This window comes from Bradyrhizobium nanningense, from assembly GCF_004114535.1.
Lineage (GTDB): Bacteria > Pseudomonadota > Alphaproteobacteria > Rhizobiales > Xanthobacteraceae > Bradyrhizobium > Bradyrhizobium nanningense.
Map to the genome: position 1 here is coordinate 40,976 of NZ_LBJC01000024.1, position 18,576 is coordinate 59,551.

The window sequence follows — 18,576 nt, forward strand, 5'->3', positions numbered from 1 at the left end:
GCGCGCGCTAGGGAGAAACAATTAATGACGAAGAATCCATCGCGGCGCGATTTCAGCGCCGCCGCACTCGCCACCATCGCTGCATCCACCTTGCCCGCGCCTTACGTCTGGGCCGCGGAGAAGAAATACGATGCGGGTGCCAGCGACACCGAGATCAAGATCGGGCAGACCGTGCCGCATTCCGGGCCCGGCTCGCTCTACGGTGTGTTGGGGCGCATCGGCGAGGCCTATTTCCAGATGCTGAACGAGAAGGGCGGCATCAATGGGCGCAAGATCAAGTTTCTCACCATGGACGATGCCTACAGCGCGCCGAAATGCGTCGAGGCGACGCGGCGCCTGGTCGAGCAGGAGGAAGTGCTCGCGCTGTACGGTTCGCTCGGCACCGCGCCGCAGACCGCCGTGCACAAATACCTGAACTCCAAGGGCGTGCCGCAGCTGCTGCTCAACACCGGCGCGTCGAAGTGGAATAATCCGAAAGAGTTCAAATGGACGATGGCGGGCCTGCCGCTCTATCCGACCGAGGCGCGCATCCTGGCCCGCCACGTCATCAGCGTGAAGCCGAACGCGAAGGTCGGCATCCTCTACCAGAACGACGATTTCGGCCGCGACTTCTTAGGTCCCTTCAAGAAGGTGCTGGCGGACGCCGGCGGCACCGCGCAAGTGATCATGGAGCAGACCTACGATCTCACCGATCCCACGGTCGATTCGCAGCTCATCAACCTCTCGAAATCCGGGGCCGACGTCTTCTACAACATCTCCACCGGCAAGGCGTCGTCGCAGTCGATCCGGAAAGTCGCCGAGCTCGGCTGGAAGCCGCTGCAGCTCCTTTCCGCCGGCTCGACCGGCCGCTCGATCCTCAACGCCGCGGGCCTGGAGAACTGCGCGGGCATCGTCGCGATCCGTTACAACAAGGAGGTCGGCCTGCCGAAATGGGAGAAGGATCCCGACGTGATGGCGTTCGAGGAGCTGCGCAAGAAATATCTGCCCAGCATCGACCCCGACAACACCATCGCCTTCGCCGGCTATGGCCAGGCCGTGACCATGGGCGAGATCCTGCGCCGCTGCGGCGATGACCTCACCCGCGCCAACGTGCTGAAGCAGGCTTCGACGCTCAAAGGCTTCCACTCGCCCTACTTCCTCGACGGCGTCACCTACAGCTACACGCCCGAGGACTACACGCCGATGAAGACGCTGTTCATCTCGACCTTCAGCGGCAAGGACTGGGACATCTCCGACAAGCCGATGTCGGAGTAGAGTCGAGGGAGTTCGCGATCTGCCAGCTGTGCATACTCCCTCTCCCGCTTGCGGGAGAGGTAAACACAAGCCGGAGCGGGACGCTTTAAGTCGCGACAGCCAGTCGATACACCGCTGCGGCATTCACGCCAAAAGCCTTGTCCCGCGCCTGCGGGCCGAGCTTTGCGAGGCAAGCTTCCAGCGCGTCCTTGATCTCGCCGTAGCTTCCCGCAAGCAGGCACACCGGCCAGTCCGAGCCGAAGATCAGCCTGCCTTCGCCGAAACAGCTCGCGGCGTGTACGACGAACGGAGACAGGCGCTCCGCATCCCAGTCGTTCCAGGCCGCTTCGGTCGCGAGCCCTGAGATCTTGCACCAGACATTGCCGCAGGCCCCGAGCGCCTTGATGCGGGCGGCCCATTCGGAGCTGCCGCCGGCGGCGATCGGCGGCTTGGCCGCGTGGTCGAGCACGAAGCGCGCTTGCGGAAAGGCCTGCGCGGTCGCGATCGCGGCCGGCAGCTCGCGGCTGCGGACGAGAAAATCGTAAGCAAGATCATGCGCGAACACTGCGGTGAGCCCGCGCTGGACGTCCTCACGCAACAGCCAATCAGGATCGGGCTCATCGTGCACCTGATGGCGGATGCCGACGAGCTTGTCCCCGCCCGGCAAGCCGCGCAGCCGCTCGAGCGTGTCGCCGAGCGCCCCGTCCGTCAGGTCGGCCCAGCCGACGACGCCGATCACCGACGGCGTGGCATGCGCGATGCGTAGGAACTCCTCGGTTTCTTCCAGCGCGGAGCGGCATTGCACCAATATGCTGGCGTCGATGCCGTTCGCCGTCAGCAGCGGCGCGAGATCGGCGGGACCGAAAGCGCGGCGGATCGGTGCGAGCTCGTCCGCTGCCATCCAGGGATAGTCGGCGCGCGCGGGATCCCAGAAGTGCTGGTGAGCGTCGATGATCATGCCTTACGCTCCGCCCGGCAGTGGCGCGCGCGCATCGACGAGCTTTCGCGCGCGCAGCTCCTGCCAGAACGCCGGCGGCACCGCCAGCTCCGACATCGCGATGTTGTCGGCCACCTCCGCGGCGTTGCGCGCGCCCATTACCGCGACCGTGACCGCCGGATGCGCCATGCAGAACTGGAGCGCGGCGGCTTTCAGCTCCGTGCCATGCTTGCGGCAGAGCGCGTCGAGCTCCTGCGCCCGCGCAACCAGCGACGCATCGGCGTCCTGATAATTGAACTTCGCGCTGGTATGCGGATTGGCCAAAATGCCGCTGTTGTAGATGCCGCCGAGCAGGATGCCGATGCTCTTGGCCGTGCAGACCGGAAACAGCGCATCGAGCGCGCCCTGGTCGAGCAGCGTGTAGCGGCCCGCGAGCAGGAAGCAATCGACCGGCACGACTCGCGCAAAACGCGTCAACATCTCCGACTGGTTCATGCCGGCGCCGATCGCCTTGACCGTGCCGTCCGCGCGCAGCCGCTGCAGCGCACGGAAGGCACCGTCGACGGCCTCGTCATGGTGATCGTCGGGATCATGCACCAGGAGGACGTCGACGCGGTCGAGCCCGAGGCGAACAAGACTCTCCTCCACCGATCGCATCACGCCGTCATAGCTGAAATCGAACACCGGCCGCTCGCGCGGTGTGCCCTTGTAGTGCTCGTCCTCGGAAGCAGCGCCCTCCGGCGCACGCAGCAGGCGGCCGACCTTGGTCGAAATGGCGTAGGACTCGCGCTTTTGTTGTCGCAGGAAGGCGCCTAACCGCCGCTCGGCGAGGCCAAAGCCATAGAGCGGCGCGGTATCGAAGAAGCGCACCCCGAGTGACCAGGCGCGCGCGATCGTCGCCTCCGCATCGGCGTCGCTGACAGGGGCGAACAATCCGCCCAGCGGCGCGGAGCCGAGCCCGATTGAGGTGACGTCGAGCGAGCCGAGCCGCGACCGTTTCATTCCCATGGCCTTCTTCGTTCCAACGATCAAATCATCTCCCCCGCTTGCGGAAATCGCAAGCGGGGGAGGCATGCAGGAGCGCGGGGCTGGCAGGCGCTCCTACTTCAACATCTGCGCGACGTTGTCCTTGGTGACGAGATCGAGGCCGGTGTAGACGATCTCCGGAACCTTCTCGCCCTTCTTGATGGCGAGCAGCGTATCCATGGCCTTCTCGCCCATCTCGAACGGACGCTGGCCGACCAGCGCATTGGCATAGCCGTCACGCAAGAGCTCGAGTTGCATCTTCAGCGTATCGGCGACGACGAGCGTGAACTTGCCGGAATCGATGTCCTTCTTGTTCCTGCTGGCGAAGGCCTTGAAGCCTTCGGGCGCGAACATCGGCCAGCCGCCGATGGGAACGATGGCGGCAAGATCGGGCGTTGCGGTGCGCATGTCGGTCATCTGCTGGACCGCGAGCGCGGGATCGTCGTTGCAGAAGGTCGGAGAGCCCGCGACCTCGGTCCATTTCGAGCCCTTCAGCGCCTCGCGCACGCCATCGACGCGCTCGGCGAGGTTCTTGGCGCCGGGACCGCCGGAGACCATGGCGTATTTGCCGCCGTCAGGCCGCATCTTCAGCAATTGCTTGCCGAGCGCGACGCCGAACTCCTTGTTGTTGGTGCCGATATAGGCGATGCGCTTGGAGCCGGGCGCATCGGCATCGAAGGTGATGACGGGGATGCCGGCGGCGGTTGCCGCCTCGATCGACTTGGTCATGGCCGCGACGTCGGCGACCGAGATGGCGAGGCCGTCGACCTTCTGGGTGACGAAGTCCTGGATGATCTGCGCCTGCGTCGCCGGCTCGTGCTCGACCGGTCCCTTGTAGATGCACTCGATATTGCCGAGTTCCTTGGCGCGCTTCAGGCAGCCGTCGCGCGCAAAGTCGAAGAACGGATTGTTCATCGCCTTGGGCACGATGACGAAGCGGTAGTTCGCGGCGAATGCCGGCGTCGCCATCATCGCAACCGCGATGCCGGCCAGAAGAAATTTCCTCATTGTCTCCTCCACCCTTGTTTGGTGCCCGTCCTCTCGAAAGTGCCCGGGAAGCGGACAGGCGGCATTTTCGTTGCCTTCCCGAGATGACGTCATTTCAGGTCATCCGCGAGCGGATGCGATCGACCAGCACGGCCAGGATGATGATCACGCCGACCAGCGTCTGCTGCCAATAGGAGGAGACCTGCGCCAGCACGAGGCCGTTGCGGATCACCTCCAGCAGCACGCAGCCGACGATCGCTCCCAGCGGACCACCTATACCGCCAGCAAGATTGGCACCGCCGATCACGGCCGCCGCGATCACGTTGAGCTCGTAGGACGTCGCCATGTTGGCCGGCGCCGACCCGAGCCATCCGGAAATGATGATGCCTTGCAGGCCGGCGGCGAGCGCGCAGATCACGTAGACCTCGATCTTCACCCGCACCACCGGGATGCCGGTCAGCTCGGCCGCCTTCTCGTTGCCGCCGAGCGCGAAGACGTGGCGGCCGAACGAGGTGTGGTGCAGCACCACGGCCATCGTCAGCGCCAGGATCATCAGGTAGATGAAAGGCACGGGCACGCCGAGCACGTCGCCCGAGGTCGCTGCGTAGAAATAATCGGCGTCGGGTCCGCCCGGAAAACTGCCGCGGCCGTTGGAGACGACATAGCCAAGTCCGCGCACGATCGAGAGCATGCCGAGCGTGGTGACGAAGGGCGACAGGCCGAGCACGGCGATGCAGAAGCCGTTGACGAGGCCGGCGATCAGCGCAACCCCGAGACCCGCGAGGACCGAGACCAGCAGGATCAGTCCCGGCACGTTGGCCAGCACCGTCTTGCCGTCAGCCGCCATGTGCACCAATGGCGAGCCGGGCGCCGACAGCTCGGTCATCACCATCGAGGTGATCATGGCGGAGAAGCACATCATCGATCCCACCGAGAGGTCGATGCCGCCGGTGATGATCACGAAGGTGACGCCGAGCGTCGCGATGGCGATGAAGGAGAAATTCTTCGCCACGTTCTGCATGTTGCCTTCGGTGAAGAAATACGGGCTGGCGAAATGCATGATCACCAGCAGCACGGCCAGCGCGAGCAGCACGTAGCCGGTCTGCGAGGCGAAGATGCCGCGCTGCCACCATTTGATCCGGCCCACATTGGTGAAGCTGATCGGAGATTCCATGGGCATGGCCATTACGCCGCCTCCTTCGCGCCGGTGATGAGGGCGGTGACCTCCTCTGGCGAGGTCTCGTGGATCGGCTTGTCGGCCCGCTTCTCGCCGCGGCGCATGACGATGACGCGATCGCACACCGCGAACACGTCGGGCATGCGGTGCGAGATCAGCATCACGGCAACCCCCTGCTCCTTCAGCCGATGGATCAGGCCCAACACCTGTTCGACCTGACGGACCGAGATCGCGGCGGTCGGCTCGTCCATCATCACCAATCGCGCATTGGAGAGCCGCGTGCGCGCGATCGCAACCGCCTGGCGCTGGCCGCCGGACATCTGCTTGACGAGATCGTCGGGACGCGTTTCCGAGCGCAGCTCGCCGAACAGCTCCAGCGCGCGCGCCGCCATCGCCTTGTGGTCGAGCAGCGCGACAGGTCCGAATTTGCGCTTCAGCTCGCGGCCGAGGAACACGTTGGCGGCGGCCGTGAGATTGTCCGCCAGCGCGAGGTCCTGATACACGACCTCGATGCCGACCGCGCGGGCATCGACCGGCCGGCTGAAATGGACCGCGTTGCCGGCGAAGCGGATCTCGCCATGGCTGGGGCGGAAGTTGCCGGCGATGATCTTGACCAGCGTCGACTTGCCCGCGCCGTTGTCGCCCATCAGGCCAACCACCTCCCCCGGCAGAACCTGCAGATCGACGTCGTGCAGCGCGCGGATGGCGCCGAATTCCTTGCCAATGCCTGAGAGCTCGAGGACCGGTGTCGTGTCAGCATGTGCCATCAGCGGTCTTTCTCCCTCAGACATGGCGATTGACCAGGGATTCCAGATATTCCTGTCGGCCCGAGCGCGGCTGCGGATCGAAGCCAGGCTGAAGCGCGCGGTCGGCGAGCTCGGCGAGCGAACGCTGGCCGGCGAGAATGGCGCGGCCCTCGGGGCCGGACCAGCCTTCGTAGCGCTTGGCAAGCGGCGTGGTGAGCACGCCGGCGTCGACCATGTCGGCGGCGGCGAGGAAGGCACGCGCGCAGGCATCCATCGAGCCGACATGGGCGTGGATCAGATCGTCAGGATCGATCGACTGGCGACGGATCTTGGCGTCGAAATTCAGCCCGCCCGAGGTGAAGCCGCCGCGGTTCAGGATTTCGTGAAACACCAGCGCCAGCTCCGGCACGTTCATCGCGAACTGGTCGGTGTCCCAGCCGAGCAGATCGTCGCCACGGTTGATGTCGAGCGAGCCGAACACGCCGAGCGCTTCGGCCAGCGCGACCTCGTGATGGAACGAATGGCCGGCGAGGATGGCGTGGTTCTGCTCGATATTGAGCTTGACGTCCTTGAGTAGGTCGTAGCGTTCGAGGAAGCCGTAGCAGGTGGCGACGTCGAAATCATATTGATGCTTGGTCGGCTCCTTCGGCTTCGGCTCGATCAGGACCGGGCCCTTGAAACCGATCTTGTGCTTGTGCTCGACGACAAGCGAGACGAAACGGCCGAGCTGGTCGAGCTCGCGCTTGAGATCGGTGTTGAGCAGCGTCTCATAGCCCTCGCGCCCGCCCCACATCACATAGTTCTGGCCGCCGAGCCGATGCGTCACCTCCAGCGCGGCGCGGACCTGGCCGGCAGCATAGGTGAATATCTCTGGGTCGGGATTGGTCGCCGCGCCCGCCATGTAGCGGCGATGCGTGAACAGATTGGCGGTGCCCCAGAGCAGGCGGACCTTAGCTGATGCCATCTTCTGCTCGAACAAATCGGCAATCGCGTTGAGATTGGCGACGGACTCGGCGAGCGAAGCGCCCTCCGGCGCCGCGTCGACGTCGTGGAAGGTGAAGTAGGGCACATCGAGCAGGCGGAATAGCTCGAACGCGACATCGGCTTTTGCCCGCGCCTGCGCCATCGCATCCGTGCCGTGGTGCCAGGGCCGCAAAAACGTCTCGCCGCCGAAGGGATCGCCGCCCGGCCAGCAGAACGAATGCCAATAGCAGACCGCAAAGCGTAGGTGATCCTCGAGCCGGCGGCCGTGAACCACGCGATCCTTGTCGTACCAGCGGAACGCGGGCGCCTGTCCCGCGTCCTGGCCGGCAAAGGCGACAGGTGCGCTTGCATCGAAGAATTTGGCTGACGCGTTCACTTAAAGAGACTCCTTCAATGCGGGATAAAGCGCGCGCCATCGCCGATAGGCTTCGTCATAGGCGGAGGCGACGGAAGCGCGGGGCGTAAAACTCGCAAGCCGCCGCGGGCGGGTGCAGACCGCCGCAGCGCTCTCGCCCGTCGCAGCGAGCCGGCCCAGCCGCGCGGCGCCGAGGGCCGCTCCCACCTCGCCCTCTTCGGCGCGGTGAACGGGAATGCCGAGCACGTCGGCGCAGATCTGCGCCCATAACGGCGAGCGCGAGCCGCCGCCGACGAGATCGACCTCGCTAATGGGCCCGCTCGCCGCACTCAGCGCCGCCAGATTGTCCCGTGCGGCAAAGGCCACGCCTTCGAGCACAGCCTGGACGATCTGCGTTCGCCCGGTCGCAGCGCGCAGGCCGACAAAGGCTCCGCTCGCGGCCGCATCGTTGTGCGGCGTGCGTTCGCCGTCGAGATAGGGCAGGAATCTGATCGGGCTGGGCGCATCGACGCGCTCGCCGAGCGGCGCCAGCAGGGCCGCGGCCGGCGTCTCCATCACGCCGGCGAGCCAGGCGAGCGAAGCTGCGGCCGACAGCATCACGCCCATCTGGTGCCAGAGGCCGGGCAATGCGTGACAGAAGGCGTGCACGGCCGAGGCCGGCGCCGGCGCAAAGCGATCGGTGACGCGGAACAGGACGCCGGACGTTCCCAGCGACAGGAACGCATCGCCCGGCGCGATGGCGCCGAGCCCGATCGCGCTCGCGGCATTGTCGCCGGCGCCGCCCGCGACCACGACGTCTTTCCTCATGCCCCAGCGCTGCGCATAGTCCGGCGCGAGCACTGCGCTCGCCGCGCTGCCCTCGACGAGGCGCGGCATGTGGTGGAGATCGAGCCCGGTGGCGTGCAGCAGCAGGGCCGACCAGCGCCGCTGGCCGACATCGAGCCACAGCGTGCCGGCGGCATCGGACATGTCCTCGACCATCTCGCCGGTGAGGCGATAGCGGACATAGGCCTTGGGCAGCAGCACCTTTGCGACACGCTCGAAAATCTTCGGCTCATGCCGCGCGATCCACAGCAGCTTCGGCGCAGTGAAGCCGGGCATGGCCAGATTGCCGGCGATCGCGTGCAGCGACGGACAGCGCCGCTCCAGCACCGCGCATTCGGCCTGCGAGCGGCCGTCGTTCCAGAGAATCGCCGGGCGCAGCGGCTTGCCGTCCTCGTCGAGCAGCGTCGCGCCATGCATCTGACCCGACAGGCCGATGCCGGCCACCTGAGCAATCTCGCGCGGAAGACGCGCCGCGAGATCGTCGACCGCACCGATCGTCGCATCGACCCAGGAATCGGGGTCCTGCTCGGACCACAGCGGCGCCGGATGCGACAGCGCGAGCTCGCGCGTTGCCGTCGCGACGACCGCGCCGGCTTCGCTCACGAGCACCGCCTTCACGCCGGACGTGCCGATGTCCAGTCCGAGATACAATTCGTCCTCCTCTCTACTTATTGCGATGCGCGATCTTGACGTCGCGCTCTCCGCCACGGCCCGTTCGATAGCCACCTGCCGCTAGGGCAGATTGTCCCGCATCACGATGTCGATCCTGATCTTCTCCTGTTCGCGCAAGATCGGCTCGCCGCGGGCGAGCGCGAGCAGCACGCGCACGGCGGCGCGCGCTTCATGTCCGGGGTTCTGCGAGATCGCGGCATCCATCACGCCCTGCAGCAGGAGGCGGCGCGTCAGCACGGTGACGTCATGACCGACGAACACCACCTCGTCGCGGCCGGCATCGCTCAACGCTTTGGCGACGCCCTGGGTGCCTGCGCCGACGTTATAAAGCCCGACAATGTCGGCATGCTCGCCGAGCAGCCGCGCCAGCACCTGCTCCGAACGATCGTCCTGGTCGCGCCCTTCCAGCACTGGCAGCACGCTGAGACCGGGGAATTCCGACGCCATCACCTGGTTGAAGCCGAAGATGCGCTCGGCATGGTCGCGCAGGCCCTGCGAACCCGCGACGATCGCGACCTTGCCGGAGCTCTGGCCGACCAGCCGCCCGACCAGCGCGCCGGCGGTGCGGCCGGCCGCGATGTTGTCGATGCCGACATAATGGTGGCGGCGCGACGACGGCACATCCGACACCAGCGTCACCACCTTGGTGCCGGCATCGACAAGGTCGTTGATGGCGGCGCGAACGCTGGGGTGATCCAGCGCCACCACGGCGACGCCGTCGTAATCGCCCGACAGCGCCTCGAGCGAGGCCGCAAGCACCGAGGGATCGAACACGTCGGTAGCGACCATCTCGACGCCGAGGCGGCGGGCCGCGAGCCAGCCGGCCATCTCGCCGAGATAGGCCTCGATCTGCTGCATGAACGGGTTCGGCCCCGACGGCATCACGAAGGCAAAGCGGCGGGCGCGGCCGCGGGCGAGCTCGGCGGCGGCGACATGCGGCTGGAACGAATGACGCTCGATCGCTTCCCGGACGCGCCGCACCGTGTCCGGCCGGACGCCCGGCCGGTTGTGCATGACGCGATCCACCGTCGCGAGGCTCACGCCCGCCTCGCGGGCGATGTCCTTCAGCGTCAGCGCGGTCGTGGTGAGGGTCTCAGCCATGGCTGAAGGCTAGCAGAGGTGTTTTGAGGTACGCAACTCATTTTGAGGGGCATGAATGCAGTTTCGAGCTCGGGTTGAACCAAGCACCGCGCCGGCAGTCAGCCCCGGGTCAGATCCAGCGTGAGGAAAAGGCTATTGGGGTCCTCGACGTAGCCTTCGAACGGGCCGCAGAGCACGAAGCCGTGCGCCCGGTAGAGCGCATGCGCCGGCTTGAAATAAACCCATGAGCCGGTCTCGAGGCTGAGCCGGTTCAGGTCGCGCGCATGGGCCTCGGCGATAATGTGGCGGAGCATCTGGCCGCCGAAGCCGCGCCGCCGCGCGGTCTGAAGCGTGTGCATCGACTTCACCTCGCCATGATCGGCCGAGAGCGTCTTCAACGCGCCGGTGGCGACCAAGTGCTCGCCGTCCCAGCCGGTCCAGAACGCAACATCGCGCGCGCGAAGCCCCGCCAGATCGAGCGCATGCGCGCTGCCCGGTGCGGTCTGCGCCCGCGCAGACGTGACATGGTGATCGAGCAACGCGATGACGCGCGGATCGAAGGTGTCGCCGGTGCGGATCTGCATGGTCAGGGCCTCACGTCGCTTGCAAGGAGCTTCTGCATGAAGACGAGGTCGAGCCAGCGGCCGAACTTGCAGCCGACCTCGGGCATGCGGGCCACCTCGGCGAAGCCGAGCGAGGCGTGCAGTCCGATCGAAGCCGCGTTGGTGCCGTCGATGCCGGCGATCATCGCGTGCTTGTGCATGGCGGTGGCACGCTCGATCAATGCGGCGACAAGACTGCGGCCGATGCCCGCCCTGTGATGCCGCTCGTCGACATAAACGGAATTCTCCACGGTATGGCGATAGCCGGGAAACGGCCGGAAGTCGCCGAACGAGGCGAAGCCGACGACATCTCTGCCCTTCATCGCGACCAGCACGGGATAGCCCGCTTGCTGCCGTGCGAGAAGCCATTGACGCCGCGAATCCAGATCGGAGGGACCGTCGGTCCAGACCGCCGTGGTGTTGAGTGCGGCGTAATTGTAGATGGCGAGGATATCCTCGGCATCCTCCAGCGTGGCATCCCGCACGATCAGCGACATCACATCTTCCCGTAGGAGGAGCCGCGCCGCGTGATGATGACGTAGCGCGCGTCCTGTTTGGTTTCGTTCTCGAAGGTCACCGCACGCATCACGTCGAAATCCAGGCAATCGCCCTCGCGCAGGCGGACCGTCTTGGCGTCGATGTACACGGCGATCGCGCCCTCCAGCATCAAAAGCTGCTGGGTGAAGGCATTGCGGCCCCAGGGGCTGTACGGCACCCGCGCGCCGGCCGGCAGGTCGACCACGATGATCTCGATGCCGCTCGCCGCATCCGTCGGCGAGGCATGCCGCCGGCGATAGCCGCTGTCGGGATCGCGCCAGTGCGGTTGGTCGGCAAGCCGCACCAGGCGCTCCGGCGGCTTCTCGGCGAGTGCGACGACATCGCTGAGCGAGACGTCGAGCGCGGCACAAAGCCTGCCGAGCAGCGCAGCCGTGGCGCTGCTCTGGGCCCGCTCGACCCGCCCGATCATGGCCCGGCTGACACCGGAGCGGCCCGCGAGTTCGTTCAACGTCATGCCCGCCTGCGTCCTCAGCGTCTTCAAGCGGCGACCGATCGCACGGTCGAGTTTCTGCTGGTCCATTGGCTTTCATCCGAACATTGCCCGGTGCAGGGACCGTAGCCGCCGGGCGAGAGGAGCTTAGGGCGAGCAAGGCGGGCGTGCCGGGAGCGAAAGGCTAACATATTAGAATCTTCGGCAACCGCTCGCCGAGAATACTCGGGCTCAATGGCCAAGCGACGCTTTCGGCGCCCTCGCTCTACCCATTCTCGTCTTTGGAAAAAATGGCCTCAATATCCTGCCTGCCATCAAGCACTCGCACGATCTCGGCGCGGTCATCCTTCAAGCGATAGAAGACGACTTGCGGCGCAACCGCCAACGAACGCAGGCCGGAGCGAATTTCATCGCGCGCCAGTCCGGCGTTGGGGAAAATCCTCGATGACCGCAACGGCTTGCCCGATCTGACGCAAGATCCTGTCGGCGGTGCCGACTCCTGCCATCTCAGCGTAGTAGTCCCAAAGCTGATCAATATCGTCGAGCGCTTCTGGGGACCAAATGACTGGAAGCTTATGCCCCACCATGCCGTGAGTTCTTCTTGCGAAGAAATTCTTCCATGTTCAGGGCTGCGCCCTTGCCTGCATCGAGCGAATGGATTCCACGGTCCATTTCGGACCGAAGAGCGTTGAGCTTTTCGACGTGCGAAAGCAATTTCCGGCCGATCTCTTCCTGATCTGCCGCCGGCAGCTGGGAAATTTGCGCGATGGCTTGTTCGAGCGTCCTGACCATGGCTTCAGCCTATCACATCCCGCAGACCGGCCGGGCCGAAAACTTGGAGCGGGCGAAGGGAATCGAACCCTCGTATGCAGCTTGGGAAGCTGCCGTTCTACCATTGAACTACGCCCGCGAATGCGCTTCGCGCCCGTCCTGATTAGCCGAGACGGCGCGCCTCGCCAAGCGGTTTGGCGCACCCGGCCGGGCCGTTGTTAACGTCCTGATAAGATTCCAGGTGCGCCGGATTGTGGCGGTGTTATGATTGCGGGTCTGGGGAGAGACGTGCACTGAGTGGGGCGTGTGCATGGTGGGGCGCGGCTATTCGATATTCGACACGACCATAGGCCGCTGCGGCATCATCTGGAGCGGCACCGGCGTCGTCGCCGTGCAGTTGCCGGAGGCGCGAGAGATCGACACCCGCCGCCGGATCTTCCAGGTCCATCCCGAGGCGCGCGAACAGCGGCCGTCCGAAAATGCCGAGCTTGCGATCGAGGGCATCGTGGTCCTGCTGCAGGGCGGAGATCCCGATTTTTCCGAGGTCAGCCTGGATGCAGGCGGCGTGTCCGGCTTCAACCGGCGCGTCTATGAGTTCGCCTGCTCGATTCCGCGCGGCGAGACGCGGACCTATCACGAGGTCGCCAGGGCGCTGGGCGCCTCAGGCGCGGCGCATTCGGTGGCGCAGGCGATCGCCAAAAATCCCTACATGCTGATCGTGCCCTGCCACCGGGTGCTGGAAACCGGCAATTACACCGACCGGCTCTCGCCCTATGGCGGGGTGATCTCCAAGCGGCGGCTGCTGGCACTGGAGGGCGCCCATCCCGTCGCCAGCAAGACGCTGTTCGAGGTGCTGCTGCCGGTTGCTCCGCCCCGCGCGCCTACCTAGATAGGCGGGATGGACGCGACCACACTGCTGACGTCACAATCGATGACGGTCTGCGAGTTTCGCTGCGATGCGGGACCGGACGATACGCCGTTTGCCGAATGCCGCACCGGGCATTCCATCGCCTATGTCCGCTCCGGCAGCTTCGGCTGCCATTGCCGCGCCGGCTTCTTCGAGCTGGTGGCGGGCTCGATGCTGGTCGGCGCGCCCGGCGAGGAATACACCTGCACGCATGAGCATGTCAGCGGCGATGTCTGCCTGGGATTTTTCCTCAGCGAGGACATGGTCGATGCCCTCAGTGGCCGGCGCGAGATCTGGCGGGTCGGCGCCACCCCGCCGCTGCCCGAATTGATGGTGCTGGGCGAGCTCGCCCAGACGGCGGCAGATGGCAACAGCGACATCGGCCTCGACGAAGTCGGCCAGATCCTGGCAAGCCGCTTCATCGACGTCGTCTCGGGCAAACCGCGCAAGCCGGCCACGCCCAATGCGCGTGACCGCCGCCGCGCCGTCGAGGCCGCGCTGTGGATCGACGACAATTCGCATGAAGAGGTCGATCTCGAACAGGCAGCCAGGCAGGCGGGCCTCAGCCCGTTCCATTTCCTGCGGCTATTCTCGAGCGTTCTCGGCGTCACGCCGCATCAATATCTGGTGCGGTCGCGGCTGCGGCACGCGGCACGGCTGCTCGCTGATGATGGGATCGCGGTCACTGACGTCGCCTATGACGTCGGCTTCGGCGATCTCTCCAATTTCGTCCGCACCTTCCACCGCGCTGCCGGCCTATCGCCGACCAAGTTCCGCCAGGCCTCGAAGGGGATGCGCAAGATTCTCCAAGAGCAGCTCGCCCTCAATTGAATAGCTTCGTCTCCGGCGCGTGCCATTTTCGGCGCGCTTTGCACATGGAGACGAACATGTACGACCACATCGGACTTCGCGTTGCCGACCTCGACGCCGCGACGCGCTTCTACACCGCGGTGCTGGCGCCGCTCGGCTACGTCCTGTGCTCCAGCGGCGACGGTTATGCCGGCTTCGGGCCGAAGGGCGCGCCGGCGCTGTGGCTGCACCTCGACAAGGGCCGCAAGGCCGATGGCGCGCACATTGCGTTTCGCGCCGCGAGCCATGACGCGGTCAAGGCGTTCCACAGCGAGGGCTTGAAGAGCGGCGGCCGCGACAATGGCGGCGCCGGACCGCGCAAGGATTACAGCCCGACCTATTACGCGGCGTTCCTGATCGATCCCGATGGCAACAATGTCGAGGCGGTTTGTACCTGAACTCTCTCCTCCGTCATTGCGAAGAGCTCGCGACAAAATTGCGAAGCAATTTTGCGCTGATGCGACGAAGCAATCCAGACTGTGCCCGCGGAGACATTTCTGGATTGCTTCGCTGCGCTCGCAATGACGGTATCTGTGGCACCACTTATCGCAATCAAGGACACCTTCATGGCCTCCATCCACAACGACATCCCCCTCCCCGCCCCGGCGCGCGACGTCTGGGACGCGGTGCGCGACTTCGGCGCGCTGCATGAACGGCTGGCGCCCGGATTCGTCACGGCCTGCACGCTCGATGGCGATGCGCGCATCGTCACCTTCGCCAACGGTTCGGTGGCACGCGAGGTGCTGGTCGATTGCGACGACGCGCGGCGGCGTCTGGTCTATGCCATCAGCAACGAGCGGCTGAAGCACTACAGCGCCTCGGTGCAGGTGATCGCCGACGGCGAGCGGAATAGCCGCCTGGTGTGGATCATCGACATGCTGCCGAACGAGCTTGCAGCCTATGTCGAAGGGCAGACCCGGGAGGCCGTGGCTGCCTTGCGCAGAGCATTCCCACCGGTTGCAGCCTGATCAAGCTCTGTGATTTTCTCACAGAGCTCCGCCCTCGCGTCCGCCACAGGCATCGCTAGTCGGCAGCGCCTGATAGCACCGGTCTGATCGCAGGCTTGCTGATGCGCGGTCCCCAGCGCGTCAGCACGACGCTGGAGGACGAGAGCAGGCCAAGCACGACCATCGAGCTCGCAGCCAGCCAGAAGAAGCTCTGCGCGGTCGCCGCGTGCGTCGACAACCACCAGCCGACGGCGGAGATGTAGATCAGCCGCGCCGTCTGCGCCAGCACCGGCCCGATCACCTTGGCCGCGCCTTGCGAGGAGAAGTACATCACCGTGGCGATGCCGAAAAAGGCGTAGAACGGCCCGACCGTCGAGAGATATTGATGACTCGCCGCGCGCACGGCCGCGCTGTCGGTGAAGATGTTGATCCAGAGGTCGGGGAACATTGCAACGACGCAGGCCGGTGCGCCGACGGCCACGAAGGCGGCTGCACTGGCGATCCAGGCGATGCGCCGGGCGCGCGCGACGTTGCCTGCGCCGATCGCCATCCCGACCATCGGCACACAGGCGATGCCGAACGAGAACGCGATCGAGGTCAGCAGGAATTCGAGCCGCGCACCGATGCCGTAGCCGGCGAGGATCGCGGTACCGAACTGCGCCAGCATGTGGGTGAAAATCGAGATCGTCAGCACCGATTGCAGCGGCGAGAAGCAGGCGATGGCGCCGACCTTCAGGATGTCGAAAAACATCGCCCATTGAATGCGCAGGCCGCGCAGCTTCGGTACGACGCGCGCGCGGCCGGAGAACAGGTACCAGCCCATGATGCAGATGTTCATGGAATAGGCCATCAGCGCGCCGGCCGCGACGCCGCGCATGCCGAACTGCGGCACCGGGCCGAGCCCGAGGCCGAGCGTGCCGCCGAGCACGATCTGCCAGGCCGCGGAGTTGAGGATCAGGAACGACGGCAGCTTCATGTTGCCGGTGCCGCGCAACACGCCGGCCATGGTGTTGAGCAGCCAGGGCAGCACGGCGCCGCCGAAAAACACCTGCGTGTAGGCGATCGCATGGGTCAGCACATCGCCGCGGCCGCCGAGCATTTCCAACACTTTGGGTCCGAAGATCAGCATGCCCAGCATGAAGACGAGGCCGAAGCTGATGCCGATCAGCATCGCGTGCGCGGCGAGCGTGCCGGCGCGCTCACGGTTCCCGGCACCGAGCGCGCGTGCAATGGCGGACGCCACCGCGCCGCCCATGGCGCCGCCCGACATCGTCATGGTCAGAATGATGGTCGGGAACACCAGCGCCATCGCCGCCAGCGCCTCGACGCCGAGCCGGCCGATATAGGAGGTTTCCGCGATCACCGTGCAGGTGCCGGCCGACAGCGCGATCGCATTGGGCCAGGCGAGGCCGAGCAGCGTGCGCAGGATCGGCCCGTCGGTCAGCGCGCTTCGCACCGGCCGCGGCGGCGGCGGCAGCGGACGCTCTTTCTCATCGACCGGGATCTCGGCGATGTCGGACATGTCCTCTCCGGGGCTCGGGCGCCCTTTGCGGCGCGGCAATGCGTAGGTGTGCCAATCAATTTGTTCGCGCACAGGGCGCGGTGCACGCTTGTTAGCACGGCACGGAGCGATTCCTCCTGCGCCAGATGCAGGCGTGCCCTGCGACAGCGCATTTCGATGGATGGAATTGCGGCTCTCTCCTCTCCCTCTCCCCGCCTGCGGCGAGGTGGTAGCCGCGGCAGCACTGCCGTCTATCCAATCGTCCAGAGCAGCGGCGGTCGCCCGCCAGCGGCAGGGCGCAGATGCACGGCGATATGCCGTCCGCATCCGGCAGCCAGGCCTTCGAACAATCCCTCCAGCACCCTGGCGCAAGCGGGGTGATAGTCGGCAACGTCGTCCATCAGCCTCCAGCTCTGCTGGCGAAGTTCAGACGTGCCTTCCGACTGCTTCATCTCGGCCAGATCATCCTGCGCGGCGAACAGCGCATTCAGGAATGCTGCAAATTCGCTCACCCCGCCGCGGCTCATCGCCAGCGCGGCTGCGACCTCGTCGAAATATTGCATCCCGATCAGCTTGCCGGTGAGGCGCAGCAGATAGCCGGCGTCTTCAGGGCCGAACAGCTGCACCATCACGGGCGCCGCGGTGCGCACATATTCCATCGCGTAATTGCGATAGGCCTTCTCCAGACGCGGCCTCGGCCAGCTCGCGACCGGCAAAGCCGGCGCGGTCTTCGCATCGAATGGCGGCGCTTCGAGGTGGCGCGCGAAGACGAGCCGCTGGTCCAGCTCGAGCGGATGATCGTACTGATGGTAATAGCCTTCGAGCCCGTCCTGGCCGTCGACACTCTGCTTGGTGCAGACGAAGCCGAGGCGGAGATCTCCGAGCGCTGCGCCATTGTTGGCGTGCCAGCCGCGCAGCATCGCACGGGACACCTCGCCCGGCACGCCGCAGATCGCCGTGCCCTTCCAGATCCAGCGCGGCGGCGGATAACGGATCCAGGCCTTGGTGTCGCTCTCGTACATGTATTCGACGTGCACGCCGCCGATCCAGTTGGAGAGATAGTGATATTGCGCAGCCGCCACCGCCGGCGGCAGATGATCGATGCCGAGCTTCCTCAGGCCCGGCAGGAAGCGCTCCTGCTGCTGACGGCGAAATACGCGGAAGACGAACTCGGCTGCATCCGCAGTGCCGCGTCGTGTCACGACGGTGAGGATGAGGCCGGTGAAATAGGCGTGATAGAGGTCGGCGACCGCGCGCCAGCGCTTGTATTGGGCTTCCTGCGCGGCGTCTACAGCGGCGGCCATGTTCACTCCCGATCATTGTTTCGATCGAGTGTGTCACTGCACCCCACGGCAGGCAACATGACGCCCGTGCAGGGCGCCCTGCGCGGACGCCCGCCCATTCCGCATCACGAAGTTTGCGGCCGCGCCTTGGCCGCGCGCTCACGCTCGACCCGTTCGGTGACATCGCGCGCCATCGCCACGGACCCCAGGACGTTGCCGCCGGAATCCCGCACCAATGCGAACGTCATCTCGATGTAGAGCTTGCGTCCGCTCTTGTGCAGCGCGCGGGTCAGCGTCGGCTTGCCCGCGAGCTTCATGGCGCCGCTCGCGAGTGCGGCCTCGAAACCTTTCCAGTGCGCGGCGCGCAAATGTTCTGGAATGATCAGATCGAGATTCTGGCCGAGCGCCTCAGCAGCAGAGAAACCGAACAGGGCCGCCGCGGCACGGTTCCACCGCATGATCGTGCCGGAACGATCCGAATAGATCAGCGCATCCGCGACGTCTTCGGCGATCTTCGCGTCGAGTTCGGATTGATTGCTCATGTCATTTCCTTCGCCATGTCCGCGATCTTGCCTGGCACTCCGACACACACCGGTGTCATCGCCCGACTTGATCCGGCGATCCAGTATTCCAGAGGCCGCGGTGATTGAGCCGACAAGCCGCGGCGTACTGGATGCCCCGGTCAAGCCGGGGCATGACAGTAGGA

Annotated in this window: 21 protein-coding genes and 1 tRNA gene; 5 read left to right on the forward strand and 17 right to left on the reverse strand. The window is 65.7% G+C overall.

Features of this window, described 5'->3' with window-relative positions; genetic code table 11:
* Window positions 1-24 precede the first annotated feature (24 nt).
* Window positions 25-1,254, forward strand: a complete 1,230-nt coding sequence (locus XH84_RS17775; protein ID WP_164936695.1) for an ABC transporter substrate-binding protein — start codon at window positions 25-27, stop codon at window positions 1,252-1,254.
* Between the two features lie 85 nt (window positions 1,255-1,339).
* Here the strand turns inward: XH84_RS17775 and XH84_RS17780 are convergent, their stop codons facing one another.
* The 14 genes from XH84_RS17780 to XH84_RS17850 all read right to left on the reverse strand — a co-directional run bounded on the left by XH84_RS17780 (window position 1,340) and on the right by XH84_RS17850 (window position 12,522).
* On the reverse strand, window positions 1,340-2,191 hold the full coding sequence (locus XH84_RS17780; RefSeq protein WP_128922971.1) for an amidohydrolase family protein: 852 nt from the start codon (window positions 2,189-2,191) through the stop codon (window positions 1,340-1,342).
* A 3-nt stretch (window positions 2,192-2,194) separates the two neighbouring features.
* Window positions 2,195-3,172 (reverse strand): aldo/keto reductase, encoded by a 978-nt coding sequence (locus XH84_RS17785; RefSeq protein ID WP_128923026.1) that lies wholly within the window; start codon window positions 3,170-3,172, stop codon window positions 2,195-2,197.
* Between the two features lie 99 nt (window positions 3,173-3,271).
* Window positions 3,272-4,204, reverse strand: a complete 933-nt coding sequence (locus tag XH84_RS17790; protein WP_164936694.1) for a sugar-binding protein — start codon at window positions 4,202-4,204, stop codon at window positions 3,272-3,274.
* A gap of 94 nt (window positions 4,205-4,298) precedes the next feature.
* Window positions 4,299-5,369, reverse strand: a complete 1,071-nt coding sequence (locus XH84_RS17795) for an ABC transporter permease (RefSeq protein ID WP_128922969.1) — start codon at window positions 5,367-5,369, stop codon at window positions 4,299-4,301.
* Window positions 5,369-6,127, reverse strand: coding sequence for an ATP-binding cassette domain-containing protein (locus XH84_RS17800; protein ID WP_128922968.1), 759 nt, complete (start codon window positions 6,125-6,127; stop codon window positions 5,369-5,371). Before XH84_RS17800 ends, XH84_RS17795 begins: the two co-directional genes overlap by 1 nt.
* A 16-nt stretch (window positions 6,128-6,143) precedes the next feature.
* Window positions 6,144-7,466, reverse strand: a complete 1,323-nt coding sequence (gene xylA, locus XH84_RS17805; protein WP_128922967.1) for a xylose isomerase — start codon at window positions 7,464-7,466, stop codon at window positions 6,144-6,146.
* Window positions 7,467-8,921: a xylulokinase gene (gene xylB / locus XH84_RS17810; protein WP_128922966.1), complete on the reverse strand. Its 1,455-nt coding sequence runs from the start codon at window positions 8,919-8,921 to the stop codon at window positions 7,467-7,469.
* 81 nt (window positions 8,922-9,002) lie between these two features.
* Complete coding sequence (locus tag XH84_RS17815; RefSeq protein ID WP_128922965.1) at window positions 9,003-10,043, reverse strand: LacI family DNA-binding transcriptional regulator; 1,041 nt, start codon at window positions 10,041-10,043, stop codon at window positions 9,003-9,005.
* Window positions 10,044-10,141: 98 nt separating this feature from the next.
* Window positions 10,142-10,606 (reverse strand): GNAT family N-acetyltransferase, encoded by a 465-nt coding sequence (locus XH84_RS17820; protein ID WP_164936693.1) that lies wholly within the window; start codon window positions 10,604-10,606, stop codon window positions 10,142-10,144.
* A 2-nt stretch (window positions 10,607-10,608) separates the two neighbouring features.
* Window positions 10,609-11,121, reverse strand: a complete 513-nt coding sequence (locus XH84_RS17825) for a GNAT family N-acetyltransferase (RefSeq protein WP_164936692.1) — start codon at window positions 11,119-11,121, stop codon at window positions 10,609-10,611.
* Window positions 11,121-11,702 (reverse strand): helix-turn-helix domain-containing protein, encoded by a 582-nt coding sequence (locus XH84_RS17830; RefSeq protein WP_128922963.1) that lies wholly within the window; start codon window positions 11,700-11,702, stop codon window positions 11,121-11,123. The genes XH84_RS17825 and XH84_RS17830 overlap by 1 nt, the downstream gene beginning before the upstream one ends.
* Window positions 11,703-12,019: 317 nt before the next feature.
* Complete coding sequence (locus XH84_RS41885) at window positions 12,020-12,199, reverse strand: type II toxin-antitoxin system RelE/ParE family toxin (protein ID WP_128922962.1); 180 nt, start codon at window positions 12,197-12,199, stop codon at window positions 12,020-12,022.
* Window positions 12,186-12,404 (reverse strand): hypothetical protein, encoded by a 219-nt coding sequence (locus XH84_RS17845; RefSeq protein ID WP_128922961.1) that lies wholly within the window; start codon window positions 12,402-12,404, stop codon window positions 12,186-12,188. Before XH84_RS17845 ends, XH84_RS41885 begins: the two co-directional genes overlap by 14 nt.
* 44 nt (window positions 12,405-12,448) lie before the next feature.
* A tRNA-Gly gene (locus XH84_RS17850) sits at window positions 12,449-12,522 on the reverse strand.
* Between the two features lie 171 nt (window positions 12,523-12,693).
* Here XH84_RS17850 and XH84_RS17855 point away from each other — a divergent pair.
* From XH84_RS17855 to XH84_RS17870, 4 genes are all read left to right on the forward strand, one after another.
* Window positions 12,694-13,272, forward strand: a complete 579-nt coding sequence (locus XH84_RS17855; protein ID WP_128922960.1) for a methylated-DNA--[protein]-cysteine S-methyltransferase — start codon at window positions 12,694-12,696, stop codon at window positions 13,270-13,272.
* Between the two features lie 9 nt (window positions 13,273-13,281).
* Complete coding sequence (locus XH84_RS17860) at window positions 13,282-14,121, forward strand: helix-turn-helix transcriptional regulator (RefSeq protein ID WP_128922959.1); 840 nt, start codon at window positions 13,282-13,284, stop codon at window positions 14,119-14,121.
* Between the two features lie 56 nt (window positions 14,122-14,177).
* The gene (locus XH84_RS17865; RefSeq protein WP_164936691.1) at window positions 14,178-14,537 is read left to right on the forward strand and encodes a VOC family protein; all 360 of its coding nucleotides are present in this window, start codon (window positions 14,178-14,180) and stop codon (window positions 14,535-14,537) included.
* Window positions 14,538-14,705: 168 nt separating this feature from the next.
* Entirely contained in the window at window positions 14,706-15,107 is a 402-nt protein-coding gene (locus XH84_RS17870; RefSeq protein ID WP_128922957.1) for an SRPBCC family protein, read from the forward strand.
* Window positions 15,108-15,162: 55 nt separating this feature from the next.
* Here the strand turns inward: XH84_RS17870 and XH84_RS17875 are convergent, their stop codons facing one another.
* The 3 genes from XH84_RS17875 to XH84_RS17885 all read right to left on the reverse strand — a co-directional run bounded on the left by XH84_RS17875 (window position 15,163) and on the right by XH84_RS17885 (window position 18,412).
* The gene (locus XH84_RS17875) at window positions 15,163-16,608 is read right to left on the reverse strand and encodes an MATE family efflux transporter (protein WP_128922956.1); all 1,446 of its coding nucleotides are present in this window, start codon (window positions 16,606-16,608) and stop codon (window positions 15,163-15,165) included.
* Window positions 16,609-16,838: 230 nt separating this feature from the next.
* Window positions 16,839-17,891, reverse strand: coding sequence for a hypothetical protein (locus XH84_RS17880; RefSeq protein WP_128922955.1), 1,053 nt, complete (start codon window positions 17,889-17,891; stop codon window positions 16,839-16,841).
* Window positions 17,892-17,995: 104 nt separating this feature from the next.
* On the reverse strand, window positions 17,996-18,412 hold the full coding sequence (locus tag XH84_RS17885) for a PAS domain S-box protein (protein WP_128922954.1): 417 nt from the start codon (window positions 18,410-18,412) through the stop codon (window positions 17,996-17,998).
* Window positions 18,413-18,576 lie beyond the last annotated feature (164 nt).